The organism is Mycolicibacterium mageritense, assembly GCF_010727475.1.
Lineage (GTDB): Bacteria > Actinomycetota > Actinomycetes > Mycobacteriales > Mycobacteriaceae > Mycobacterium > Mycobacterium mageritense.
On the sequence record NZ_AP022567.1, the window covers coordinates 5,942,898 to 5,963,804 of the forward strand.

The window sequence follows — 20,907 nt, forward strand, 5'->3', positions numbered from 1 at the left end:
TGGTCGGGGCCACGTCGGCGCTACCGCCGACGCCTCGGCACCGGGCTGTAGGGTGCCGGGTCGATGTCGGGGCGACGGCCTTCGATCAGATCGGCGAGCAGCTGGGCGGACCCACACGCCATGGTCCATCCGACGTGACCGTGTCCGGTGTTGTAGTACAGGTTGTCGTGCCGGCCGAGGCCGATCAGGGGCGGTCCGTCGGGGGTCATCGGGCGAAGCCCCGTGCGGTATCGCGCACTGTCCCAGTCGATCGCGCCCGGAAACAGCTCGTCGCCTGCGGCAACGATGCCCGCGAAGTCCGCAGCGCTGAAACCACGGTCGTAGCCCACGAATTCGGCGGTGGCCGACATGCGGATGTCACCCCCGAAGCGCGACCACGCCACCAGGGACCGTTCGTCGATCCCGCCCGTGCGCGGGGCGGTGTCGAGATCCTTGACAGCCGCCGTCAGGGTGTACCCCTTGGCCGGGTACACGGGGATGCGCAGGCCCATCGTGCGCGTGAGCAGTGGGCTGGCGGCACCCGCGGCAAGGACGATCGCGTCGGCGTGGATGTCGGCGCCCGTGGTGCAGACATCGGTCACCGTGGCGCCGTCGGTCGCGAAGCCGGTGACCGTGGTGCCGAGGTGGAACCGCACACCGCGGCGCCGGCACGCTTCGGCGAGGGCGGTGGCGAACAGGTGAGGATCCCCGGTGGCGTCCGACGTGTCGTGGATCGCGCCGGCGAACGTGACGCGGCTGTGCCGCAGCGCGGGCTCGACGGCCGCGATTTCGTCGCGCCCCAGCACCCGCTGGTGGCGGCCGTGCTCGCGCAGCAGAGTGGAATTGCGCTCGGCCACAGCCAGTTCGGCCTCTTCGCGGTACAGGTAGAGGACACCGCGGTCGGTGTGCCAGAACTGCAGCCCTTCCCGATGCGCCAACTCGCCGAGCAGTTGCTGGCTGTAGCGGGCCAGCCGCAACTTGGCCAGTGTGTTCGCTCGGGACCGCGACGGCGTGCATTCCCGCAGGAACCGTAGGCCCCATCGGATGAGATCGGCGTCGGCGCGGGGGCGCACCCGGATCGAGGTGTCGGCGCCGGCCAACGAACGTAACAACATTCGCGGCGCGGTGGGCGAGGCCCAGGCGTACGAGTGACCCGGTGCGATCAGGCCCGCGGTGCTTGCCGAGGTGTCAGTGGCCACCTCGGACCGCCGGTCGTAGACCTCGACCTCGTGGCCCCGGTCTGCCAGCGTGTATGCGGTTGCCACGCCGACCACACCGGCTCCTATGACGGCGATCCTCACGGGGTGCTCCTCGCGTCGCTGGTGTCGGAGTCGTTGTCGCGCACCACCTCTTGGAGGTAGAACCGCCAGCCGAGGAAGCCGACCCACAGGGTGACGGCGATGACGAGTGCGGGCACGCCATAGAACAACAGGTTGACGATCACGCGGGTTCTCCTTGCGGTACGAGGGGTGCCTGGCGTTGCCGCGGATAACGGTGCGCGGTGGCTGCCGCGACGGTGGTGTAGACCACGAGGTTGGCCAGCACGCCGGGGATGAGCCCGTCGTCGAGGCCGAAGGGGCCGTGCAGGCCCCACTGCCAGACGCCGGTGACGAGTGCGCCCGCGGCGATGGCCGACAGGGCGGCGGGGGTGGAGCGGACACCGAACAACACCGCGCCGAACAGCGGGATGATGATCGTCGGTGCCCACAGTGCGTAGCTGTAGAGCAGTGCGTCGACGATCGACGGCACGCTCAGCGCGAAAACCGTTGCGGCAGCGCCTGCTACGACGCTCGTGGTGCGCTCGAGCGTGAGTCGGCGTTTCGGGGCCACCGCGGCGGCCCGGATCGGTTGGTACAGATCTTTGGTCAACACCACGGCGGTGGAGTTGAGATAGGAACTTGCGGTGGACATCACGACTGCGAGCAGGGCGGCTATCACGAGTCCGAGGATCCCGATCGGCATGAGGTTCATCACGACGGTCGGCAGAGCCTCGTCGGTCTTGATGTCGGGATAGAGCACGAGCGCCACCAAACCGATTGAGGCGGAGGTGAAATAGAAGCAGAACGAGAAGAACCCGGCCATCGTGTAGCCGATCCGGGCATGGCGTGAGTCGGGCGTCGAGAAGGTCCGCTGCGCGTACGGCGGGACCAGGGTTTCGCCGAGCAGCAGGGCCACGAACAGCGTCAGGAACTTCAGCGGGGTGTAGTCGCCGAGCAGGCTGAGGTGGTCGGCGGGCACCTGGTCGAGCAACGCACCAGGGCCGCCGACGGCGTGCAGGCCGATGAGCAGTGCGACGGGCAGGAACACGCCGAGGAACACGAACTGGAGCAGGTCGGTCTGGATCACCGCCCACGCGCCTCCGAAGGACGAGTAGAGCACCACGATGCCCATTCCGATGATCACGGCGGGTACGGTCGGCACATCCAGGGTGGCGTTGACGACCGTCCCGATCGCCAGTGCCTGGGCGCCGAGGATGCCTGAGCACAGCGCAAGCGACAGCACTCCCGTGATCACGCGAGCCGATTTGCCGTAGTGCTCGGCCATGACGTCACCGAGAGTGTGGGCGCCGCGATAGTGCTTGAGTCGCGGGGCGATGAACAGGCCGACCAGAACGGTCTGAACACCGAACGCGCAGAACGCGAACATGTAGACGTAGCCGTCGCGCATCGTGGCCCCGGCAACGCCGATGGACGCGCCGCCGCCGAGGAATGCCGCGGCGAGGCTGCCGAAGAACACGGGCCACACGATGCGGTTGCCCGCGACGGCGAAGTCGTCGGGGTTCTTGATCCGTTTCATGGTTTGTAGGCCGATGACGATCAGCAGTACGAAATACCCTGCGAGCAGGGCCCAGTCGAGAGGTGTCATGCGTGCTCCTTGTCGAGGATCGCCCAATCGTAGGAGCGGAACGTGATCGACGTCACTGGGCAGAAGATCTAGAATTCGGGCGAAAAGTCGGCAGGAATTAGGCAATTTGCCTAATCAAGGTAGGGATTCATGCTTGGGCAGGCGCTGGCGCAGCAGATCGCCGAGGAGATCACCGATGTGATCGGACACAACGTGCTGATCACCGATGAGTCCGGGATCGTGGTCGGCAGCGGCGACCAATCGCGGGTCGGACAGTTCCACGAGGCTTCGGTCGAGGTGATCCGCAGCCGGCGCACCATCGCGCACAGCAGCGACGACGCGCGTCACCTCGTCGGTACGCTGCCCGGCGTCACCGTTCCGCTCATCATCGACGACGACGTGGTCGGCACGGTCGGGCTGTCCGGATCCCCGGACCAGGTCGAGCAGTTCGGCCTCGTGGTGAAGCGGCAGACCGAGATCCTCATGCAGGAGGCGGCCCGGATCGGAACGCGGATGACGCGGGAACGCGCTGTTGCCGAGCTGCTGAGGGAGGTCTGTGAATGGCACCATTCGCGCGTCCCGAAAGCCCAACTGCTGCGCCGAGCCCGCACGATGGGCTACGACCTGACCCAGCCGCGCCGCATAGTGTTGGTCCACTGGGAGGAATCGGACACCGGCCCGGATGAGCCGGATCCGGCCCAGATGATCCGCGACGTCGAGACCGTGTTCCATGCCGAGGGCGATCTGGTGGCGGCGCTCTCGCGAACGGTGATCGCCGTGGCCACGCCAGACGACGAGAAGTCCCGGCCGGTGGGGCAGCGCTGCGCCGAGTTGATGTCCGATCAGGTTGCCACCCAAGGATTCCGGATCGCGATCGGATCTCGCGCCTCGGGGGTTGCCGAACTCAACGTGTCGGCCAGGGACGCTTTCGATGCGCTTCAACTGGGACCGGCGGTGCATCCGGATCTGCGGGTGCACCGCATCGAACAGGTGCGGTTGCACCAGGCACTCTCGGTGGTGCCGATCGACTCCCGCAGACGTCTCGCGGACGGGCTCTTGGGACCGTTGCTCGCCGATCGCGAGTGGCCGGTGCTGCGCGAGACGTTGATCGCGTGGGGCGACAGCGCGTTCAACATCACCAAGGCGGCCGCCGCGCTACACGTGCACCGCAACACGCTGATCTACCGACTCGACAAGATCGCCCGGATGCTCGGGCGCCCGCTCGACGAATCCGGGTTGGCCGTGGCGGTGTACGTCACGTGTGTGCTCGACAGGCTCGGTAGGGGGCCCGAGCACCGATGACCCGAGTGCGCCGATCATTCCGGCGGGTTCGGACCGACGCTCGGCGTCGGGTACTGCGCGTAGGTGGTCTGGTTGCCACCCGCGGCGCGGGACTGCTCCATCGCGCTGATCGCGAGGTCGACCACCGCATCGATGACCTGCTCGGTGGGCAGCGCCGTCAACGGGCGCAGCGGGCCGCACGCGGTGCCGATGCTGGCGGTCAGTCGCATGGGCGTGGTGCTGATCGCGATGCGGATCCGGTTCACCAGCGGTGACGGATCATTGGTCTTGAACACATCGGCGATCAGGAATTCGCTGTCGGACACGTGTGCGAGTGGCACCCGGTGACGTACGGTCTCCCGCAACGCCTGCCCGACCGCGACCCGGGCGTGGATCGTGCTGTGCGAGCCGTCCATGTCGCTCAGCAACGACATGTCGTCGATCCCGACCGCGATGATCACCAGGAACTGGTCGTCGTGACGGCTGTGCGACCCCAGCATGGTGGCGGCATGGATGTTGAACGCGTCGCGGTTGAGCAGGCCCGTGAGCGGGTCGATCTCGTTCGGGTGCTGGAGATTGTCGTGGTCGAGCAGGCCGATCGCCATTCGGCACAGCGCCGACGTGGTCACGATCACGAGCATGGCCACGACGGCGCCGCAGAGGCCCAGCCAGAAGTCGATGAGCGCGACGCGGACCGCGAGGTAGGTGACGACGATGCCGGAGGTCAGCCAGGTCAGCGCCAGCACGCGGCGGCTGTGCAGGAATGCGGCGTAGGTCGTGACGAGGCTGAGGGCGGCCGAACCGAGCAGTCCGACCGCAGGGTTGGTTATCAGCACGCAGATCGCCCCGATGCCGACGGTGCCGATCGAGACCACCAACCAGGACTGCTTGCGGCTGGGCCACTGGCGGCGGCGCCACCACAACGCCATGAGGAGGCCGCATGCGCTGACGGCGATACCGACGTACCGGAAGACCCCCGGCGGACCGGACGGCGTGAAGGCCAGCAGCAGCGGCACTGCGGCCAGGCACGTGATCATCGCCGTCACGAGCCGGCGCATGCGGGCCTGCTGGCCCTGTGCCGCGAGCAGGGCGGTGCGCGCGTAGTAGTGATCGTAAGGACTCAATGCGCACTCCGGAAAATTTGCTTGCGTACTACACGCTACAAAATCATGCCGCCGATGGGTTGTCGCCCACTTTCGCAAGGGTCGACCGATTTCGTAGGGCCGGGGTCTCGAGGCTGCCTGGGCTAGCCGACCGACGCCGCGATTTCGTCGGGTTTTGGCTGGTCAGCCAGCAGTCGTTGGATCGGCTTGATGGCGACATCGACACTCGCGATCCGCATCGCGAGTTCCCGCAGAACCGCGAGTGCCCGGCTGCGCCGGAAGACCAGTCTGGCGAGCCCGCGCGAGTTGTCCTGCGCGGCCTCCACGCGGGGACGTTGGGTGCGCTCGTAGGCCGAGAGGACATCGGCGAGGTTCTCGCGGTGCGCGTGCCTCAGCAGTCGGCACAGCACCCAGGCCGACTCCATCGCCATGCCCGCGCCGATTCCGGCGGTGGGCAGGAATCCGGCTGCCGCGTCGCCCAGGAGCACGGTGCGTGACGTCGTCCACGCGGCGCTGCGGCAATCGGTCAACGACCAGTAGTACGGGTCGGGATCGTCGGCGACGGCAGACAGGGCGGCTTCGATCGGCGGATCCACCACCGTGAGCGTGCGCCGGAACTGTTCGACGAAGGCCGCAGCACCGGCGGCGGTGTCGGCCCGCGGGCCGCCGAGGAACACCCCGACCGCGCCGGCCACCGGGTACAGCCCTGCGAAACGTCCCACACCCCAGAGTTCCTCACCGCGCTGCGCGGGGACGGCGTGCGCGGGTGCCCACACGACCCACCCGCCCCACTGCGTGTCGACCACTTCGACGGGGCGCGCCGACGGTATCAGTTCCCTTGTGCTGGAGTTGATTCCGTCGGCGATGAGCACGAGGTCGAAGTCCAGTTCCCGGACGTGGTCGCGTTCGGACATGCGTATCCGGACCCCCTCGGCGGTCTCTGTGACGGCCCCGACGGTGGTACCGAGCGTCACGGCGCAGCCGCCGGACGTGAGAACTTCGATGAGGGCGCCACGGGAAATTCCTCGATAGTCGCCGTAGCGCTGGAGGATTCGCGTCATCGAGTCGACGCGGAGCAGGCGGCCGGTGTGTCCGCGCATGGCGTAGTCGTGGAACGGCACGCTGGCCGCCCGGTAGGCCTCGCGTACCCCGAGCTCGTCGAGCGCGCCGTCCGCCATGGGCATCAGGGCCAGCATGTAGCCGGGGTGCTTTCCGTCCTCGGCGCGTTCGATGAGCACGGGACGGTGGCCGGCCCGCCGCAGCAACTGGGCCGCGGTGATTCCGGCGATGCCTGCGCCGACCACGAGAATTCTGAGGTTGTCAGAGGCGGCCTGCTGGTATTGATCGGCGATTGTCGTGGGAATGAACATCGGCTTTCCTTCCACCTGCTGTGACTCGACGCTACCATTGTCTGTACCAGGTGGTCCACACTGCTATGCTGAGCGAATGCACGAGGGCCGGCTCAACCGGATGCCGGCGGCGCGCCGCAGGCGTTTGATGGAGGTCGCCGCCGATGAGTTCGCCTCCAGCGGTTATGTGAACGCGTCGCTGAACAGGATCATCGCGACCTGCGGTATGAGCAAGAGTTCGTTTTACTACGTGATCGACTCAAAGGGCGAGCTCTTTGATTTCGTCATGCGCGAGCTGATTCGCGATGTCTCCGACAAATTCGATATACCCGCACCACGTGAATTCGACGGTGACGATTTCTGGCAGCGCGTGGAGGCATTCTTTGCCGAGCTCACTGCGGTGTCGGCTCGTGAGGCGTCGGCGCTGACGCTCGGCCGGATGTTCTACGCGGGCGCACCCGACGATGAAGCCGGTGCCGCAGCCGAGTTGATCAACGCGGTCCGGGGCTGGGTCGAGGAATTGCTGCGCGTCGGCCGCCGGTGCGGTGCGGTGCGAGACGATCTGCCCGAAGCGCTGCAATACGAGGTGGCGGTGCGGCTGCTGCAGGTGTTCGACGAGTGGACGGTGGCCCACTACGAGGAGTTGACGGCCGGGGATCGTGAGCAGTTGGCGGTGGCCCAGTTCGCCACCGTCAAGCGGGTACTGGCGGCTGTCTAAGGTTCTGGCAGGTAAATACTTTCACTAATCTCTGAAACTTCAGTATAGTGTGATTCCTCGCGCTGCACGGCGTCGAGCCGGTGCACGTCCGAACGGGGAGGGCGCACGATATGAGCCAGCCGGTCACTGACGAGGTGATCTGTGTCCGCGGGCTGACGTACACGTACCCGGGTGCCACGGAACCTGCGGTGCGCGGTATGGATTTCACCGTCTGCCAGGGCGAGGTCTTCGGGTTTCTGGGGCCCAGCGGTGCGGGCAAGTCAACCACCCAGAAACTGCTCATCGGACTGCTGCGCGGCCACGGCGGCCAGGCCACGGTGTGGGGCCGCGATCCGCTCGACTGGGGCCATGACTACTACGAGCGCATCGGTGTCTCGTTCGAACTGCCCAATCACTACCAGAAGCTGACCGGCCTGGAGAACCTGCAGTTCTTCGCGTCGCTGTACGGCGTGCCGACCGCCGACCCGATGCAACTGCTGGAGGCGGTCGGTCTGGCCGACGACGTCCGTACCAGGGTCGGCCGGTACTCGAAGGGCATGCAGATGCGGTTGACCTTCGCCCGCTCGATGCTGAACAACCCGGAGTTGCTGTTCCTCGACGAGCCGACGTCGGGGCTCGATCCGGTCAATGCGCGCAAGGTTCGCGACATCGTGCTCGGTCTCAAAGCCCAGGGGCGCACTGTCTTTCTCACCACGCACAACATGGCCACCGCCAACGAACTGTGCGATCGGGTGGCGTTCGTCGTCGACGGGCGCATCGTGGCGATGGACACCCCGGCCGAGCTCAAGATTGCGCGCAGCAGGCGGTCGGTCCGGGTCGAATTCCGCGGTGCCGACGGCGCATTGGAGTCCGCCGAGTTCGCTCTCGACGGCCTCGCCGACGACCCCGCGTTTCATGCGGTGTTGCGCGAGCGGCAGGTCGAGACGATCCACAGCCTGGAGGCCAGCCTCGACGACGTGTTCGTCGAGGTCACCGGAAGGCAGCTGCTGTGAGGCGCTTTCGCAGCGCAGTGCGGCTCGAGCTGCTGTTGCAGATCCGCCAGCGGTTCCTGCACGCCGCGGTGTTCTCCGGATTGATCTGGCTGGCCGTGTTGCTGCCGATGCCGGCGGCGCTGCGTCCGGTGGCCGAGCCGTACGTGCTGCTGGGGGACACCTCGATCATCGGCTTCTTCTTCGTCGCAGGCACGGTGTTCTTCGAGAAGCAGGAACGCACTCTCGGTGCCGTGATCTCGACGCCTTTGCGATTTCACGAGTATCTGTCGGCCAAACTAGCTGTGCTGCTCGGGGTTTCGCTGTTCGTCGCGGTCACGGTGACGGCGTGCGTGCACGGCGCCACCCACCTTTCGGTCGTGCTGGTGGTCGGTGTGGTGCTCGCGACACTGCTGATGCTGCTCGTCGGGTTCACCAGCTCGCTGCCGTTCGCCTCGGTCAGCGACTGGTTCCTGGCGGCCACCGTCCCGCTCGCGGTGATGTGCCTGCCCATCCTGCTCTACTCGGGAATCTGGCCGAATCCCGTGCTGTATCTGATCCCCACCCACGGGCCGCTGCTGTTGTTCGGCGCGGCGTTCGACCAGGTGGACCTCGCCCCGTGGCAGCTCGGCTATGCGATCGGCTACCCGGTGCTGTGCATCGCCGGACTGGTCTTGGCCGCGCGAGTGCTCTTCGACCGTTGCATCGTCTCGAAATCAGGTGGTGGGTGATGTCGGTTTCCGGCGGTACGACAGTCAGGGCGCTGCTTGCCTTCGGCCGCAACGACCTTCGCGGGACGTACCGCGACCCGCTGTTGGTCATGATCATCGTCGCGCCGGTGATCTGGACCACGGGTGTCGCGGTCCTGACACCGCGGGTGACCGACATGTTGGCCCGGCGCAACGGTTTCGACCTGGTTCCGTACTACCCGCTGATCCTCACGGCCTTCCTGTTGCTCACCAGCATCATCATCGCCGGCGCGCTGGCCGCGTTCCTGGTGCTCGACGAGGTCGACGCGGGAACGCTCACGGCCCTGCGGGTGACCCCGGTGCCGCTTGCGGCCTTCTTCGGCTACCGCGCCGCGACGGTGATGGTCGTGACCACCGTCTACGTCGTCGTCACGCTGTCGCTGAGCGGCATCTTGCAGCCCGGTCTCATCCCGGCGCTCATCCCGATCAGCCTGCTGGCGGGGATGTCGGCCGTGGTCACGCTGTTGTTGATCTTGGCCATGGCCGGCAACAAGATTCAGGGGCTTGCCGCGGTGCGCGGGCTGGGCATGCTGATCGCTGGCCTGCCGTGCGTGCCGTGGTTCATCGACACCGGCTGGGGTCTGCTGTTCGGCGTGCTGCCCCCGTTCTGGGCGGCCAAGGCCTTCTGGGTGGCCTGCGCACACGGTGTGTGGTGGCCGTATGTGCTCGCCGGTGTGGCATACAACGGCGCCGTCGCATGGCCACTGTTCCGGCGGTTTCTGGCGAAGAACTCCGCAGCCGGACGGTAAGTTTGGCAGTGGGTGTGCCGGGAAGCCTGGTCGGCGCCGTCGAACGCTGTCCCGGGAGCACTCATGAGCAATCGCCACGACCGAATCCGCCGTCGTCTGCTGAGCCGCGGATCCTGGTCAGAAGCCAGCCGTTTCGCCGAGATCCTGCGCAAGGAGACGGTCGGCGGTGCGCTTTTGCTCGCGGCCGCGGGCGCCGCGCTGGTGTGGGCGAACTCGCCGTGGTCGGCGGCCTATCACAGCATGTCGGCGTTCGTCGTCGGTCCCGAATCGTTGCACCTGAACCTGAGCATCGCGGCCTGGGCAGCCGACGGCCTGCTGGCGATCTTCTTCTTCGTGGTCGGGGTCGAGCTCAAGCGCGAGTTCGTCGCGGGTGACCTTCGCGATCCGGCGCGGGCCGCCCTGCCCATCGCTGCCGCGGTCGGCGGCATGATCGTCCCGGCCGCGATCTTCATCGGGATCAATCTGTACACGGGGCATCCCGAGAACCTCGACGGCTGGGCCGTGCCCATCGCGACCGACATCGCCTTCGCGCTGGCCGTGCTGGCGGTGTTGTCGAGTCACCTGCCCTCGGCGCTGCGCATCTTCCTGCTCACGTTGGCCGTCGTGGACGATCTGTTGGCGATCATCGTCATCGCGGGCTTCTTCACCGATCACCTGTCACCGGGACCGTTGGCCGCCGCGCTGATCCCCATCGCGCTGTTCGGCGTCGCCGTGCACCGCGGCATGCGGCAGTGGTGGATCCTGCTTCCGCTCGCCGTGGTGGCGTGGGCGCTGGTCCATGCCAGCGGCGTGCACGCCACCGTCGCGGGCGTGCTGCTGGGCTTCACCGTGCCCGTGCTGGGCGCCAACGCCGCTGCCGAGTCGTTCGAACACCGGCTGCGACCCGTGTCCGCAGGTTTCGCGGTACCGGTGTTCGCGTTCTTCGCGGCCGGGGTGACCGTCGGCGGCTGGACGGGGTTCGCCGATGCGCTGAGCCACCCGGTCACATTGGGCGTCATCTGCGGGCTGGTGCTCGGCAAACCCATCGGCGTGCTGGGCACCACTTATCTGCTGGCCCGATTCACGCGTGCGAGCCTCGACGAGGATCTGGCCTGGCGCGACGTGCTCGGCGTGGCGCTGCTCGCCGGGATCGGCTTCACGGTTTCGCTGCTGATCGGTGAGCTCGCCTTCGGCTACGGCACGGTGGCAGGCGCAGACGTCAAGATCGCGGTGCTCACGGGGTCGGTTGTCGCAGGTCTGCTGGCTTCGGCGGTACTGGTCAGTCGCAATGCCGCCTACCGCCGCATCCACGTGCTGGAAACCACCGACGCCGACCACGACGGTGTGCCCGACATCTATCAGCCTCGACAGGACTGAGCCCGGTGTGCGTGCGTACACTGGCGGAATGCTTGAACAGGTCCGCGGTCCCGCAGATCTGCAGCACCTGTCACAGTCTCAGCTAAGTGATTTGGCCCAGGAAATCCGTCAGTTCCTGATCCACAAGGTCGCTGCAACCGGTGGGCATCTAGGCCCGAATCTGGGTGTCGTCGAACTCACCCTGGCGCTGCACAGGGTCTTCGATTCACCGCACGATCCGATCATCTTCGACACGGGGCATCAGGCCTACGTGCACAAGATGCTGACCGGACGCTGCCCGGATTTCGACACGCTGCGGTGCAAGGACGGGTTGTCGGGATATCCGTCGCGCGCCGAGAGTGAGCACGACTGGGTCGAGTCCAGCCACGCGAGCGCGGCGCTGTCCTACGCCGACGGGCTGGCCAAGGCCTTCGAGCTCAACGGACATCGCAACCGGCACGTGGTGGCCGTCGTCGGCGACGGCGCACTGACCGGTGGCATGTGCTGGGAAGCGCTCAACAACATCGCCGCCGCGGGGCGGCCCGTGGTCATCGTCGTCAACGACAACGGCCGCAGCTACGCACCCACCATCGGCGGCTTCGCCGATCATCTCGCCGGTCTGCGGCTGCAGCCGGCGTACGAACGGCTGCTGGAGGAGGGGCGCAAGGCGGTCCGGGGCCTGCCCGTCGTCGGCGAGTTCTGCTACCAGTGCATGCACAGCATCAAGGCAGGCATCAAGGACGCCGTCGCTCCGCAGGTGATGTTCACCGACCTCGGCCTCAAATACGTCGGGCCCATCGACGGCCACGACGAGCACGCCGTCGAGAACGCCCTGCGGCACGCGCGCGGATTCAACGCGCCGGTGATCGTCCACGTGGTCACCCGCAAGGGCATGGGCTATCCGCCCGCCGAGAACGACGAAGCCGATCAGATGCACGCCTGCGGCATCATCGATCCCGAGACCGGGCTGCCCACCAAGGAGTCCGGCCTCGGCTGGACGTCGGTGTTCTCCGATGAGCTGATCAAGTCCGCGGCCAAGCGCCGCGATGTCGTCGCCATCACCGCGGCCATGCCGGGGCCGACGGGCCTTAGCGCGTTCCGCGAGCGCTACCCGGACCGGTTCTTCGACGTGGGTATCGCCGAGCAGCACGCGATGACCTCGGCGGCCGGGCTTGCGATGGGCGGCCTGCACCCCGTGGTGGCGATCTACTCGACATTCCTCAACCGGGCCTTCGACCAGCTGCTGATGGACGTCGCGCTGCACAAGCTGCCCGTCACGCTGGTGCTCGACCGCTCGGGCGTCACCGGTCCGGACGGCGCGAGCCACAACGGCATGTGGGATCTGTCGATCCTCGGGGTGGTGCCGGGTATGCGGGTGGCCGCCCCGCGCGACGAGTCGCGGCTGCGCGAGGAGCTCCGCGAGGCGCTCGCGGTCGGCGACGGGCCGACCGCCATCCGGTTCCCGAAAGGCGATGTCGGCGAAGACATTCCGGCCGTCGACCGGCGCGGAGGAGTCGACGTGCTGGCCGTCCCGGCGGCCGAGCTGACCGACGACGTGCTGCTGGTGGCCGTGGGGTCGTTCGCCAAGATGGCGCTCGCGGTGGCTGATCGGCTGCGCAATCAGGGCATCGGCGTCACGGTGGTGGACCCGCGCTGGGTGCTCCCGGTTCCCGCCGAACTCGGCGAGCTCGCCCGCGGGCACAAGCTGGTGGTCACGGTCGAGGACAACGGCGTGCAGGGCGGTGTCGGTTCGTCGGTGTCGGCCGCGTTGCGCCGCGCCGAGATCGATGTGCCATGCCGCGATGTCGGGGTGCCGCAGGAATTCCTGGCCCACGCGTCCCGCGGCGAGGTGCTCGCCGAGGTCGGCCTGACCGAGCAGCACATCGCGCGGCAGATCACCGGCTGGGTCGCCGCGATCGGGAACCACGTGAGCGAGCACCAGGTGAGCCACCAGGTCGACTAGTTCACCCATGGACGTCGAACTGGAGAGCTGGAAGGCCGCCGGTCAGTACTTCGATTACCTGGGCTTCCCGATCTTCTACCGGAAGTCCGGCAGCGGGCCGAACCTGCTGCTGATCCACGGCTATCCGTTCAATTCGTGGGACTGGTCGCTGATCTGGCCGTCGTTGACGCAACGGTTCACGGTCATCGCGCCGGACATGATCGGGATGGGATTCTCGGCCAAGCCGGTCGCCTACGGGTACGCCGTGAGCGATCACGCCGACATGCACGAGGCACTGCTGGAGCACCTCGGCGTGCAGTCCGCGCACATCCTGGCCCATGACGTCGGGGACTCCGTAGGCCAGGAGTTGCTGGCGCGCCACGAGACCGGCGACCGGTCCTACGGCGCCCTGCGGATCGACTCGATCACGTGGCTCAACGGCGGGCTGTTCAACGAGGCCTATACGCCCCGGCTGATGCAGAAGGTGATGTCGCGAACACCGTTGGGCGACATCATGAGTCCGCTGCAGGGCAGCTCGCTGTCGCGACGGCTGCTGGAACCGACGATCAACGAGATGTTCGGGGCCAACACCAAGCCGTCGCCGCAGTTGATGGCGAGGTTCCACCAGATCCTGGAGTACAACGACGGCAAACGGGTGCTGCACAAGGTGGGACGGTTCGTCAACGACCGCTACGTGCACCGCAACCGCTGGGTCCGTGCCATGCGCGAGACTGCGGTGCCCATGCGGCTGATCGACGGACCGTCGGATCCCAACTCGGGCCGGCACATGGCGCAGCGCTATCTGGAGGTCATCCCGAACCCGGATGTGGTGATGCTCGACGACGACATCGCGCACTGGCCGCAGATCGAGGCGCCCGATGCGGTGCTGACGCACTTCCTGGCGCACGTCGACCGGGTGGGCTGACAGGTCGCCGCCCCCGGGACGGCCAGTGATGTGGATCACATTCTGCTGCGTACTGTCACATTCCGCGTGCGGGCGGGGTCTCAAGGGCTGGAGCCGCGAGTGAACAGGAGACCCACATGACCGCCCAGCACCCGCACGGCGAACATGCCGAGCGGTTCACCTTGTTGCGCCCGTTGCTGTTCACGATCGCCTACGAAATCCTCGGCACCGCAACCGAAGCCGACGACGTACTGCAGGACAGTTATCTGCGCTGGGCCACCGTGGACCTTGCCACGGTGCGCGATACCAAGGCGTATCTGGCGCAGCTGGTGACCCGCCAGGCGCTCACGGCGCTGCGGGCCGGCGCGCGCCGGCGTGAGGACTACGTCGGTCCGTGGTTGCCCGAACCGCTGTTGCTCGACGATCGCGACGCCTCGGCGGACGTGGTGCTCGCCGAGTCGGTGTCGATGGCGATGCTGGTGCTGCTCGAGACGCTCACGCCCGACGAGCGGGCGGTGTTCGTGCTGCGCGAGGTGTTCGGCTTCGGTTACGACGAGATCGCGGCGGCGGTCGACAAATCCGCCGTCGCGGTGCGACAGATGGCCCATCGCGCCCGCGGGCACGTGCAGGCGCGGCGCAAACGGTTCGAACCCGCCGACGATGCGCAGACCGCCGAGATCACCGAGCAGTTCCTGGCCGCGGCGTCCACCGGCGACGTCGAAGGCCTGTTGTCGGTGCTGGCGCCGGACGTGACGTTCACGACCGACCACGGCGGTAAGGCGACCGCGGTGCTCCGCCCGGTCACCGGCGCAAAGAAGGTGGCCAACCTGCTGATGGGCTTCTTCCGGGCCCGCGAGCGGATGCCGGAGCTCCGCTTCGAGACGGCCATCTACAACAGCGCCCCGGCGTTCGTCGTCTATCTCGGCGATCATCCCGAGGCGGTGTTCCTGCTCGAGACCACCGACGGCAGGATCACCAACTTCTACGCAATGCGCAATCCGGACAAACTGACCGCCATCGCGGTGACCCGAAGCCTCAGCCGGTGACTACTCGTCGGGTGCGCCGCGCAGCGCCTCGGTGAGCACCGGCACTGCCAGCTCCCGCTGCCAGGGCCGGGCGCCCGCCTCGGCCAGGAACTCCTCGATGGCCGTGGCGACATCGCTCACCGGCTGCCAGTCCCAGCACAGCCGCCGCACCAGCTCCGGGGTGAGCAGGTTCTCCGTAGGTACCGAAACCCGTTGCGACAGTTCGACCAGAGCGCCCTTGGCGGCCTCAAGCCGAGCCGCGGCCTCGGGCTTGCGCCGCGCCCAGCGCGCCGCGGGCGGCGGCCCGTTCAGCGGCTCGGCCGACTCCGGCGGATCGGGGTTGTCCCGCGCCCGCTTCAGCGCGTCCAGCCACACCTGCGCACTGCGCCGTTGCTTGGACCCGCCGAAGATCGGCAGCGCGGTCAGTTCCTCGACCGTTTTCGGATCGACGGACGCGGCGTTGACGATTGCGGCGTCCGGCAGGATGCGGCCCGGCGCGATGTCGCGGCTACGTGCGATGTTGTCCCTCGTGGTCCACAGTTCGCGGACCGCGGCAAGGGCCCGGGGGTTGCGGACCTTGTGGATTCCGGACGTCCTGCGCCAGCGATCCCGCCGTGTCGGTTGCGCGACGTACGTGCGCAGATATTCGAATTCCTGTGCGGCCCAGTCGGTCTTACCCTGCTCTTCGAGCACCGCGGCGATCGCGTCGCGCAGTTCGAGCAGCACCTCGACATCCAGCGCGGCGTAGTTGAGCCAGTCGTGGGGGAGCGGTCGCTTGGACCAGTCGGCGGCGCCGTGGCCCTTCATCAACTGCAGGCCCAGCAGCCGCTGCACCATGGCGGCCAGGTTGACACGCTCGAATCCGGCCAGCCTGCCTGCCAATTCGGTGTCGTAGAGCTTCGTCGGCCGCAATCCGATCTCGGCCAGGCACGGCAGATCCTGGTCGGCCGCGTGCAGCACCCACTCGTCGGTGGCGAGTGCCTCGGCCACCGGGGCCATCGCGTCGATCGGCGAGCCGCCGTGGTTGACGGGGTCGATCAACGCGGTGCCCGACCCGCTGCGCCGGATCTGCACGAGATAGGCCCGGTTCGAGTAGCGGAAACCTGACGCGCGCTCGGCGTCGATCGCGAACGGCCCGGTGCCGGCGGCCAGAAGTGTTGCCGCAGAGGATATTTCCTCCGAGCTCACGCACACCTCGGGTACCCCGTCCGCCGGTGTCAGGAGCGGGGTCGCCTCCACGTCGGGAAGGTCGGTATGTTCTGGGTCTCCGTCGGTCATCTCACGCGCGACTGCGGGACGACAGGTCGGTGACGCCGGCCGGTGGCAAACCGGCCGCGTGCTCGAGGACTTCGCAGAACGCCTCGACATGGGGGCCGAGGTCGAGATTGGTGGCCGTCCACGACGCGCGCAACTCGAGTTGATGGGCCCGCGGGGGCCCGGAGATGTCGCCGTAGCGCACCGACGTGGTTGCGGTGACCGTTCCGCCCAGCGCGGTGACGTGCTCGGCGCGGGTCTCCAGGGCATCCACCAGCCAGCTCCACGCCACCTCCGGCAGCAGCGGGTCGACGGCTTCGGTGGGGTCAAGGTCGGCCTGGATGTAGGCGACCAACCGCATCGTGCCGTCCCAGGCCTCGGCGCCGTCGGGATCGTGCAGCAGGATCAGCCGACCGAATGCGTCGCCCTCGGACCGCTCGGGCACGATCGCGGTCTCGGGATGACGGACTTCGGCGCCCAGCGCGTAGCTGTAGGGCGCCAGCCGCTGCGGCGGACGGATCGGGCCCAGCTCAATTTCCGGGCGCACGGTGGTGGCGTTCATCGCCTCCACCGCCGTCCGGAACTGGGCCGGTTCGGCAGACGTCACATCACCTGACGCTAGCCCTATCCAGCCACGACCGGGAGCAGGCGCGCCGAACTGATGGCCGCGGGGCAGCGTGGCGCTCCCGCAGCGGTGTCCGTGGCACGATAGGAGCCGATGAATACCCGCCGTGAGCTGCCCGAGTCGCCGTATCTGGCCGCCGCCGGCGGCCGCACCCCGCACCGTGTCCCGGTGTGGTTCATGCGGCAGGCCGGCCGTTCCCTGCCCGAGTACCGGGCCCTGCGCGCGCAACACCGGATGTTGCCTGCGTGCTTCCAGCCGGACCTGGTCTGCGAGATCACGCTGCAGCCCGTGCGCCGCCACGGCGTGGACGCGGCCATCCTGTTCTCCGACATCGTCGTGCCGCTCAAAGCCGCGGGCATCGAATTGGACATCGTGCCTGATGTGGGCCCGGTGATCGACCATCCGATTCGCACCATCGGCGATGTCGAGGCCATGAAACCGCTTGATCCCGCGCAGGTTTCACCCATCGCCCAGGCCGTGGCGATGTTGGTGTCCGAGCTGGGTGACGTGCCGCTCATCGGCTTCGCGGGCGCCCCGTTCACGCTGGCCTCCTACCTGGTCGAAGGCGGTCCGAGCCGCCAGCACGAGCGCACCAAGGCGATGATGCTGGGCGAGCCTGCCACCTGGCACGCGCTGATGACCGCGCTCGCCGATCTCACCATCACGTTCCTGCAGGCCCAGGTCGACGCGGGGGTCGACGCGCTGCAGGTGTTCGATTCGTGGGCCGGAACCCTTTCGCTGGCCGATTACCGCAGCTATGTGCTTCCGCACAGCAGCCGCGTGTTCGCCACCATGGCCGCCGCGGGCGTGCCGATGACCCATTTCGGGGTCGGCACCGCCGAGCTGCTCGGCGCCATGTCGGAAGCCGGGGCCTCGGTGGTCGGTGTCGACTGGCGCACGGCGTTGCCCGACGCGGCGACCAGGGTGCGCCCCGGCACGGCGCTGCAGGGCAATCTCGACCCGGTCGTGCTGCTGGCCGGGTGGCCCGTGACCGAACAGGCGGTTCGCCGCGTGGTGGAGGACGGCCGGCGCGCGGTGGCCGCCGGCGCGGCGGGCCACATCTTCAACCTGGGCCATGGCGTGTTGCCCTCGACCGACCCCGGCATCATCACCGAGGCGGTGACGTTGGTGCACTCGCTGTGAGTGCGGCGTTCTGCGTCGTCGGCGGCGGCATCTCGGGCCTGGTTGCGGCGTACCGGCTGAGGATGGCGGTGGGACCGCACGCCGACATCACCTTGCTGGACCCGGCCGACCGGCTCGGCGGGATCCTGCGCACCGAGCGGGTGGGCGGACAGCCGCTCGACGTCGGTGCCGAGGCGTTCGTGGCCCGGCGGCCCGAAGTCCCGGCTCTGCTGGCCGAGCTGGGCCTGGCCGGACGGCGCATCGAGACCACGGGCGTGCGTCCGCTCATCTACAGCGGCGCGCGGCTGCACCCGATGCCGCAGGGCACGCTGCAGGGCATCCCCGCGCAGGCGTCGTCGCTGCTCGGCCTCGTCGACGACGCCACGGTCGCGCGCATCTTCGACGAGCGGGCCCGGCCGTTCAGTTGGCGCCCCGGCGCCGATCCGAGTGTCGCCGAGCTGGTCGGCGACCGGTTCGGCATCCAGGTCGTGCAGCGGTCGGTCGATCCGTTGCTCGCCGGCGTCTACGCCGGATCCGCCGCGACCATCGGGCTGCGGTCGGCTGCCCCGACACTGGCGGCCGCACTCGACCGCGGCGCCCGCAACCTCACCGATGCGGTCCGGGCAGCGCTGCCCCCACCGGCGCCGGGTTCGGTGTTCGGCGCGCTCGACGGCGGTTACGCGGTGCTGCTCGACGAACTGCACCGCCGCGCCGGCGTCAACTGGGTTCAGGTGGCCGCCGAGCGTGTCGACCGCAGCGGCCGCGGCTGGGAGGTGCTCGACGACGAGGGCACGCGCTGGCCGGCGGACGCGGTGGTGCTGGCCGTTCCCGCGCCCCGGCTGCCGAAACTCGTCGAGCACGTCGCCCCGCGCACCGCGGCCGCCGCCCGTCGCATCCCGGTCGCGTCGGCGGCCGTGGTGGCGCTCGCGCTGCCCGGCGGCACACCTCTTCCGCAACAGTCGGGCGTCCTGGTGGCTTCGGGTGAACCGCGAAACCTGTTGAACGCCAAGGCGGTAACCCTGTCATCGCGGAAATGGGGGCGACGTGGCAACGTCGAGCTGGTGCGGTTGTCGTTCGGCCGATTCGGTGACGATCTGGCTCGCCAGACCGGCGATGACGACCTGCTGGCGTGGGCGGGCCGCGATCTGCACACGCTGTTCGGCGTCACGGTCGACCCCGTCGACTGCCACGTGCAGCGGTGGATCGACGCCATGCCGCAGTACGGGCCCGGGCACGCCGAACTGGTCGCGGAACTGCGGGCCGGGCTGCCGCCGACGCTCGCCGTGGCGGGCGGCTATCTCGACGGCATCGGGGTGCCGGCATGCGTGGGTGCGGCCGGACGCGCGGCCGCGGCAGTGCTGAATCCCGGTCGCCCACACTGAGGTGGCACGATAGGCGCATGGCCAAGCTCGACTTCGACGCACTCAACTCCACCATCCGCTACCTGATGTTCTCGGTGTTCTCGGTGAGCCCCGGCGAACTGGGGGACGAGCGCGCCGACGTGATCGACGAGGCCGCGACGTTCCTCAAGCAGCAGGAGGAGCGCGGAGTCGTGGTCCGCGGTCTCTACGACGTCGCGGGCCTGCGTGCCGACGCCGACTTCATGATCTGGACGCACGCCGAGACCATCGAGGCACTGCAGGCCACGTACTCCGACTTCCGGCGCACCACCGCGCTGGGCCGGGCGAGCGACCCGGTGTGGAGCAGCGTGGCGCTGCACCGGCCCGCGGAGTTCAACAAGAGCCACATCCCGGCGTTCCTGGCCGGTGAGGAGCCCGGCAACTACATCTGTGTCTACCCGTTCGTCCGGTCGTACGAGTGGTACCTGCTGCCCGACGAGGAGCGCCGCCGCATGCTCTCCGAGCACGGCATGGCCGCGCGCGGGTACAAGGATGTGCGGGCCAACACCGTGCCGGCGTTCGCGCTCGGCGACTACGAGTGGATCCTCGCGTTCGAGGCGCCCGAGCTGCACCGCATCGTCGACCTCATGCGCGACCTGCGCGCGACCGACGCGCGCAGGCACACCCGTGAGGAGACCCCGTTCTTCACCGGTCCGCGCGTCAGCATCGAGAACCTCGTCGCCAAGCTGCCGTAGCGCTTTCCCCCCGAGCAGACGTGCAGGTACCCCGAATCGCGCGTTTTGGGGTACCTACACGTCTGCTCGGCATGGGGTTGACCAGGGAATTTAGTTAGCGGGTCTACCCTCGCGGACATGACTGCTCCGCAAGAATCCGATCGCTTCGAAGAGATGTACCGCGACGAGCGGACGGCACACGGATTGCCTGCCGCCACACCGTGGGACATCGGTGGCCCGCAACCCGTCGTGCAGCAGCTCGTCGCGCTCGGCGCCGTCAAGGGCGAAGTCCTCGACCCCGGCACCGGACCCGGCCACCATGCCATCCACTACGCGTCAAAAGGGTTGTCGGCCACCGGGATCGACGCATCGCCCGCAGCCATCGAACGTGCGACGCAGAATGCGCGGAAGGCCGGAGTGACGGTCGACTTCCAGGTGGCCGACGCGACCAGGCTGGACGGGCTGGAGGACCGGTTCGACACCGTGGTCGACACCGCGTTCTACCACGTCTTCACTGATGAGCCCGAGCTGCAGAAGTCGTACGTACGGGCCCTGCACCGCGCGACCAAACCCGGTGCGCGGCTGTACATGTACGAGTTCGGCGCGCACAACGTCAACGGGTTCAAGATGCCGCGATCGCTCAGCGCCGACGACTTCCGCCAGGTGCTTCCCGACGCCGGGTGGGAGATCACCTATCTCGGCACGACCACCTACCAGGGCAACATCAGTGTCGAGGTGTTCGAGATGATGGCCGCGCGCAACCCCGACATGGCCGAGGACATGGGTCCGCTGCTCGAGCGGCTGCGCGTGATCGAACCGTGGCTGGTCGACGGCCGGGTGCACATGCCGTTCTGGGAGGTGCACGCCACCCGTGTCGACTGACGCC

The 20,907-nt window shown here is 68.1% G+C and carries 20 protein-coding genes; 13 read left to right on the forward strand and 7 right to left on the reverse strand.

Features of this window, described 5'->3' with window-relative positions; all coding sequences use genetic code 11:
* Nucleotides 1–20 precede the first annotated feature (20 nt).
* The 3 genes from G6N67_RS28655 to G6N67_RS28660 are packed head-to-tail and all read right to left on the reverse strand — an operon-like array spanning nucleotide 21 to nucleotide 2,844.
* Nucleotides 21–1,280, reverse strand: a complete 1,260-nt coding sequence (locus tag G6N67_RS28655; RefSeq protein ID WP_036437259.1) for a D-amino acid dehydrogenase — start codon at nucleotides 1,278–1,280, stop codon at nucleotides 21–23.
* A complete protein-coding gene (locus G6N67_RS38845) occupies nucleotides 1,277–1,423 on the reverse strand; it encodes a hypothetical protein (protein WP_165572178.1) in 147 nt (48 codons plus the stop codon). The genes G6N67_RS28655 and G6N67_RS38845 overlap by 4 nt, the downstream gene beginning before the upstream one ends.
* The gene (locus G6N67_RS28660; protein ID WP_036437261.1) at nucleotides 1,420–2,844 is read right to left on the reverse strand and encodes a sodium:solute symporter family protein; all 1,425 of its coding nucleotides are present in this window, start codon (nucleotides 2,842–2,844) and stop codon (nucleotides 1,420–1,422) included. Before G6N67_RS28660 ends, G6N67_RS38845 begins: the two co-directional genes overlap by 4 nt.
* A gap of 129 nt (nucleotides 2,845–2,973) precedes the next feature.
* Here G6N67_RS28660 and G6N67_RS28665 point away from each other — a divergent pair, with 129 nt between their 5' ends.
* Nucleotides 2,974–4,125 carry a CdaR family transcriptional regulator gene (locus G6N67_RS28665; RefSeq protein WP_036437263.1) on the forward strand — a complete coding sequence of 384 codons (1,152 nt, stop codon included), beginning with the start codon at nucleotides 2,974–2,976 and terminating at the stop codon, nucleotides 4,123–4,125.
* 14 nt (nucleotides 4,126–4,139) lie between these two features.
* Here G6N67_RS28665 and G6N67_RS28670 read toward each other — a convergent pair whose 3' ends face one another.
* Nucleotides 4,140–5,228 (reverse strand): GGDEF domain-containing protein, encoded by a 1,089-nt coding sequence (locus tag G6N67_RS28670; protein WP_036437265.1) that lies wholly within the window; start codon nucleotides 5,226–5,228, stop codon nucleotides 4,140–4,142.
* Nucleotides 5,229–5,350: 122 nt separating this feature from the next.
* Nucleotides 5,351–6,577, reverse strand: a complete 1,227-nt coding sequence (locus G6N67_RS28675; protein WP_036437267.1) for an FAD-dependent oxidoreductase — start codon at nucleotides 6,575–6,577, stop codon at nucleotides 5,351–5,353.
* On the opposite strand from G6N67_RS28675, the gene G6N67_RS28680 reads away from it, so the two are divergent.
* The 8 genes from G6N67_RS28680 to G6N67_RS28715 all read left to right on the forward strand — a co-directional run bounded on the left by G6N67_RS28680 (nucleotide 6,570) and on the right by G6N67_RS28715 (nucleotide 14,967).
* The gene (locus tag G6N67_RS28680) at nucleotides 6,570–7,274 is read left to right on the forward strand and encodes a TetR/AcrR family transcriptional regulator (RefSeq protein ID WP_081812699.1); all 705 of its coding nucleotides are present in this window, start codon (nucleotides 6,570–6,572) and stop codon (nucleotides 7,272–7,274) included. The genes G6N67_RS28675 and G6N67_RS28680 overlap by 8 nt on opposite strands.
* Nucleotides 7,275–7,384: 110 nt before the next feature.
* Nucleotides 7,385–8,266, forward strand: coding sequence for an ABC transporter ATP-binding protein (locus G6N67_RS28685; protein ID WP_036437268.1), 882 nt, complete (start codon nucleotides 7,385–7,387; stop codon nucleotides 8,264–8,266).
* Nucleotides 8,263–8,973, forward strand: a complete 711-nt coding sequence (locus G6N67_RS28690; RefSeq protein WP_036437270.1) for a fluoroquinolone export ABC transporter permease subunit — start codon at nucleotides 8,263–8,265, stop codon at nucleotides 8,971–8,973. The genes G6N67_RS28685 and G6N67_RS28690 overlap by 4 nt, the downstream gene beginning before the upstream one ends.
* The gene (locus tag G6N67_RS28695; RefSeq protein WP_036437272.1) at nucleotides 8,973–9,740 is read left to right on the forward strand and encodes an Rv2686c family ABC transporter permease subunit; all 768 of its coding nucleotides are present in this window, start codon (nucleotides 8,973–8,975) and stop codon (nucleotides 9,738–9,740) included. Before G6N67_RS28690 ends, G6N67_RS28695 begins: the two co-directional genes overlap by 1 nt.
* Before the next feature lie 63 nt (nucleotides 9,741–9,803).
* A complete protein-coding gene (nhaA, locus tag G6N67_RS28700; RefSeq protein WP_036437273.1) occupies nucleotides 9,804–11,096 on the forward strand; it encodes a Na+/H+ antiporter NhaA in 1,293 nt (430 codons plus the stop codon).
* A gap of 28 nt (nucleotides 11,097–11,124) precedes the next feature.
* Nucleotides 11,125–13,038: a 1-deoxy-D-xylulose-5-phosphate synthase gene (gene dxs, locus G6N67_RS28705; RefSeq protein ID WP_036437275.1), complete on the forward strand. Its 1,914-nt coding sequence runs from the start codon at nucleotides 11,125–11,127 to the stop codon at nucleotides 13,036–13,038.
* Nucleotides 13,039–13,045: 7 nt separating this feature from the next.
* Entirely contained in the window at nucleotides 13,046–13,942 is an 897-nt protein-coding gene (locus G6N67_RS28710; RefSeq protein ID WP_036437277.1) for an alpha/beta fold hydrolase, read from the forward strand.
* Between the two features lie 116 nt (nucleotides 13,943–14,058).
* The gene (locus tag G6N67_RS28715; RefSeq protein WP_036437279.1) at nucleotides 14,059–14,967 is read left to right on the forward strand and encodes an RNA polymerase sigma-70 factor; all 909 of its coding nucleotides are present in this window, start codon (nucleotides 14,059–14,061) and stop codon (nucleotides 14,965–14,967) included.
* On the opposite strand, the gene G6N67_RS28720 is transcribed toward G6N67_RS28715, so the two are convergent.
* Both G6N67_RS28720 and G6N67_RS28725 read right to left on the reverse strand, forming a co-directional pair.
* Nucleotides 14,968–16,224: an HRDC domain-containing protein gene (locus tag G6N67_RS28720; protein WP_036437281.1), complete on the reverse strand. Its 1,257-nt coding sequence runs from the start codon at nucleotides 16,222–16,224 to the stop codon at nucleotides 14,968–14,970.
* A gap of 1 nt (nucleotide 16,225) precedes the next feature.
* The gene (locus tag G6N67_RS28725) at nucleotides 16,226–16,807 is read right to left on the reverse strand and encodes a DUF3000 domain-containing protein (protein WP_036437283.1); all 582 of its coding nucleotides are present in this window, start codon (nucleotides 16,805–16,807) and stop codon (nucleotides 16,226–16,228) included.
* Nucleotides 16,808–16,918: 111 nt separating this feature from the next.
* On the opposite strand from G6N67_RS28725, the gene hemE reads away from it, so the two are divergent.
* From hemE to G6N67_RS28745, 4 genes are all read left to right on the forward strand, one after another.
* Nucleotides 16,919–17,968: a uroporphyrinogen decarboxylase gene (gene hemE / locus G6N67_RS28730; RefSeq protein WP_036437285.1), complete on the forward strand. Its 1,050-nt coding sequence runs from the start codon at nucleotides 16,919–16,921 to the stop codon at nucleotides 17,966–17,968.
* Nucleotides 17,965–19,329: a protoporphyrinogen oxidase gene (locus G6N67_RS28735; protein WP_036437287.1), complete on the forward strand. Its 1,365-nt coding sequence runs from the start codon at nucleotides 17,965–17,967 to the stop codon at nucleotides 19,327–19,329. The genes hemE and G6N67_RS28735 overlap by 4 nt, the downstream gene beginning before the upstream one ends.
* 17 nt (nucleotides 19,330–19,346) lie before the next feature.
* Nucleotides 19,347–20,042, forward strand: a complete 696-nt coding sequence (gene hemQ, locus G6N67_RS28740; RefSeq protein WP_036437289.1) for a hydrogen peroxide-dependent heme synthase — start codon at nucleotides 19,347–19,349, stop codon at nucleotides 20,040–20,042.
* A gap of 117 nt (nucleotides 20,043–20,159) precedes the next feature.
* Complete coding sequence (locus tag G6N67_RS28745) at nucleotides 20,160–20,903, forward strand: class I SAM-dependent methyltransferase (RefSeq protein WP_036437291.1); 744 nt, start codon at nucleotides 20,160–20,162, stop codon at nucleotides 20,901–20,903.
* Nucleotides 20,904–20,907 lie beyond the last annotated feature (4 nt).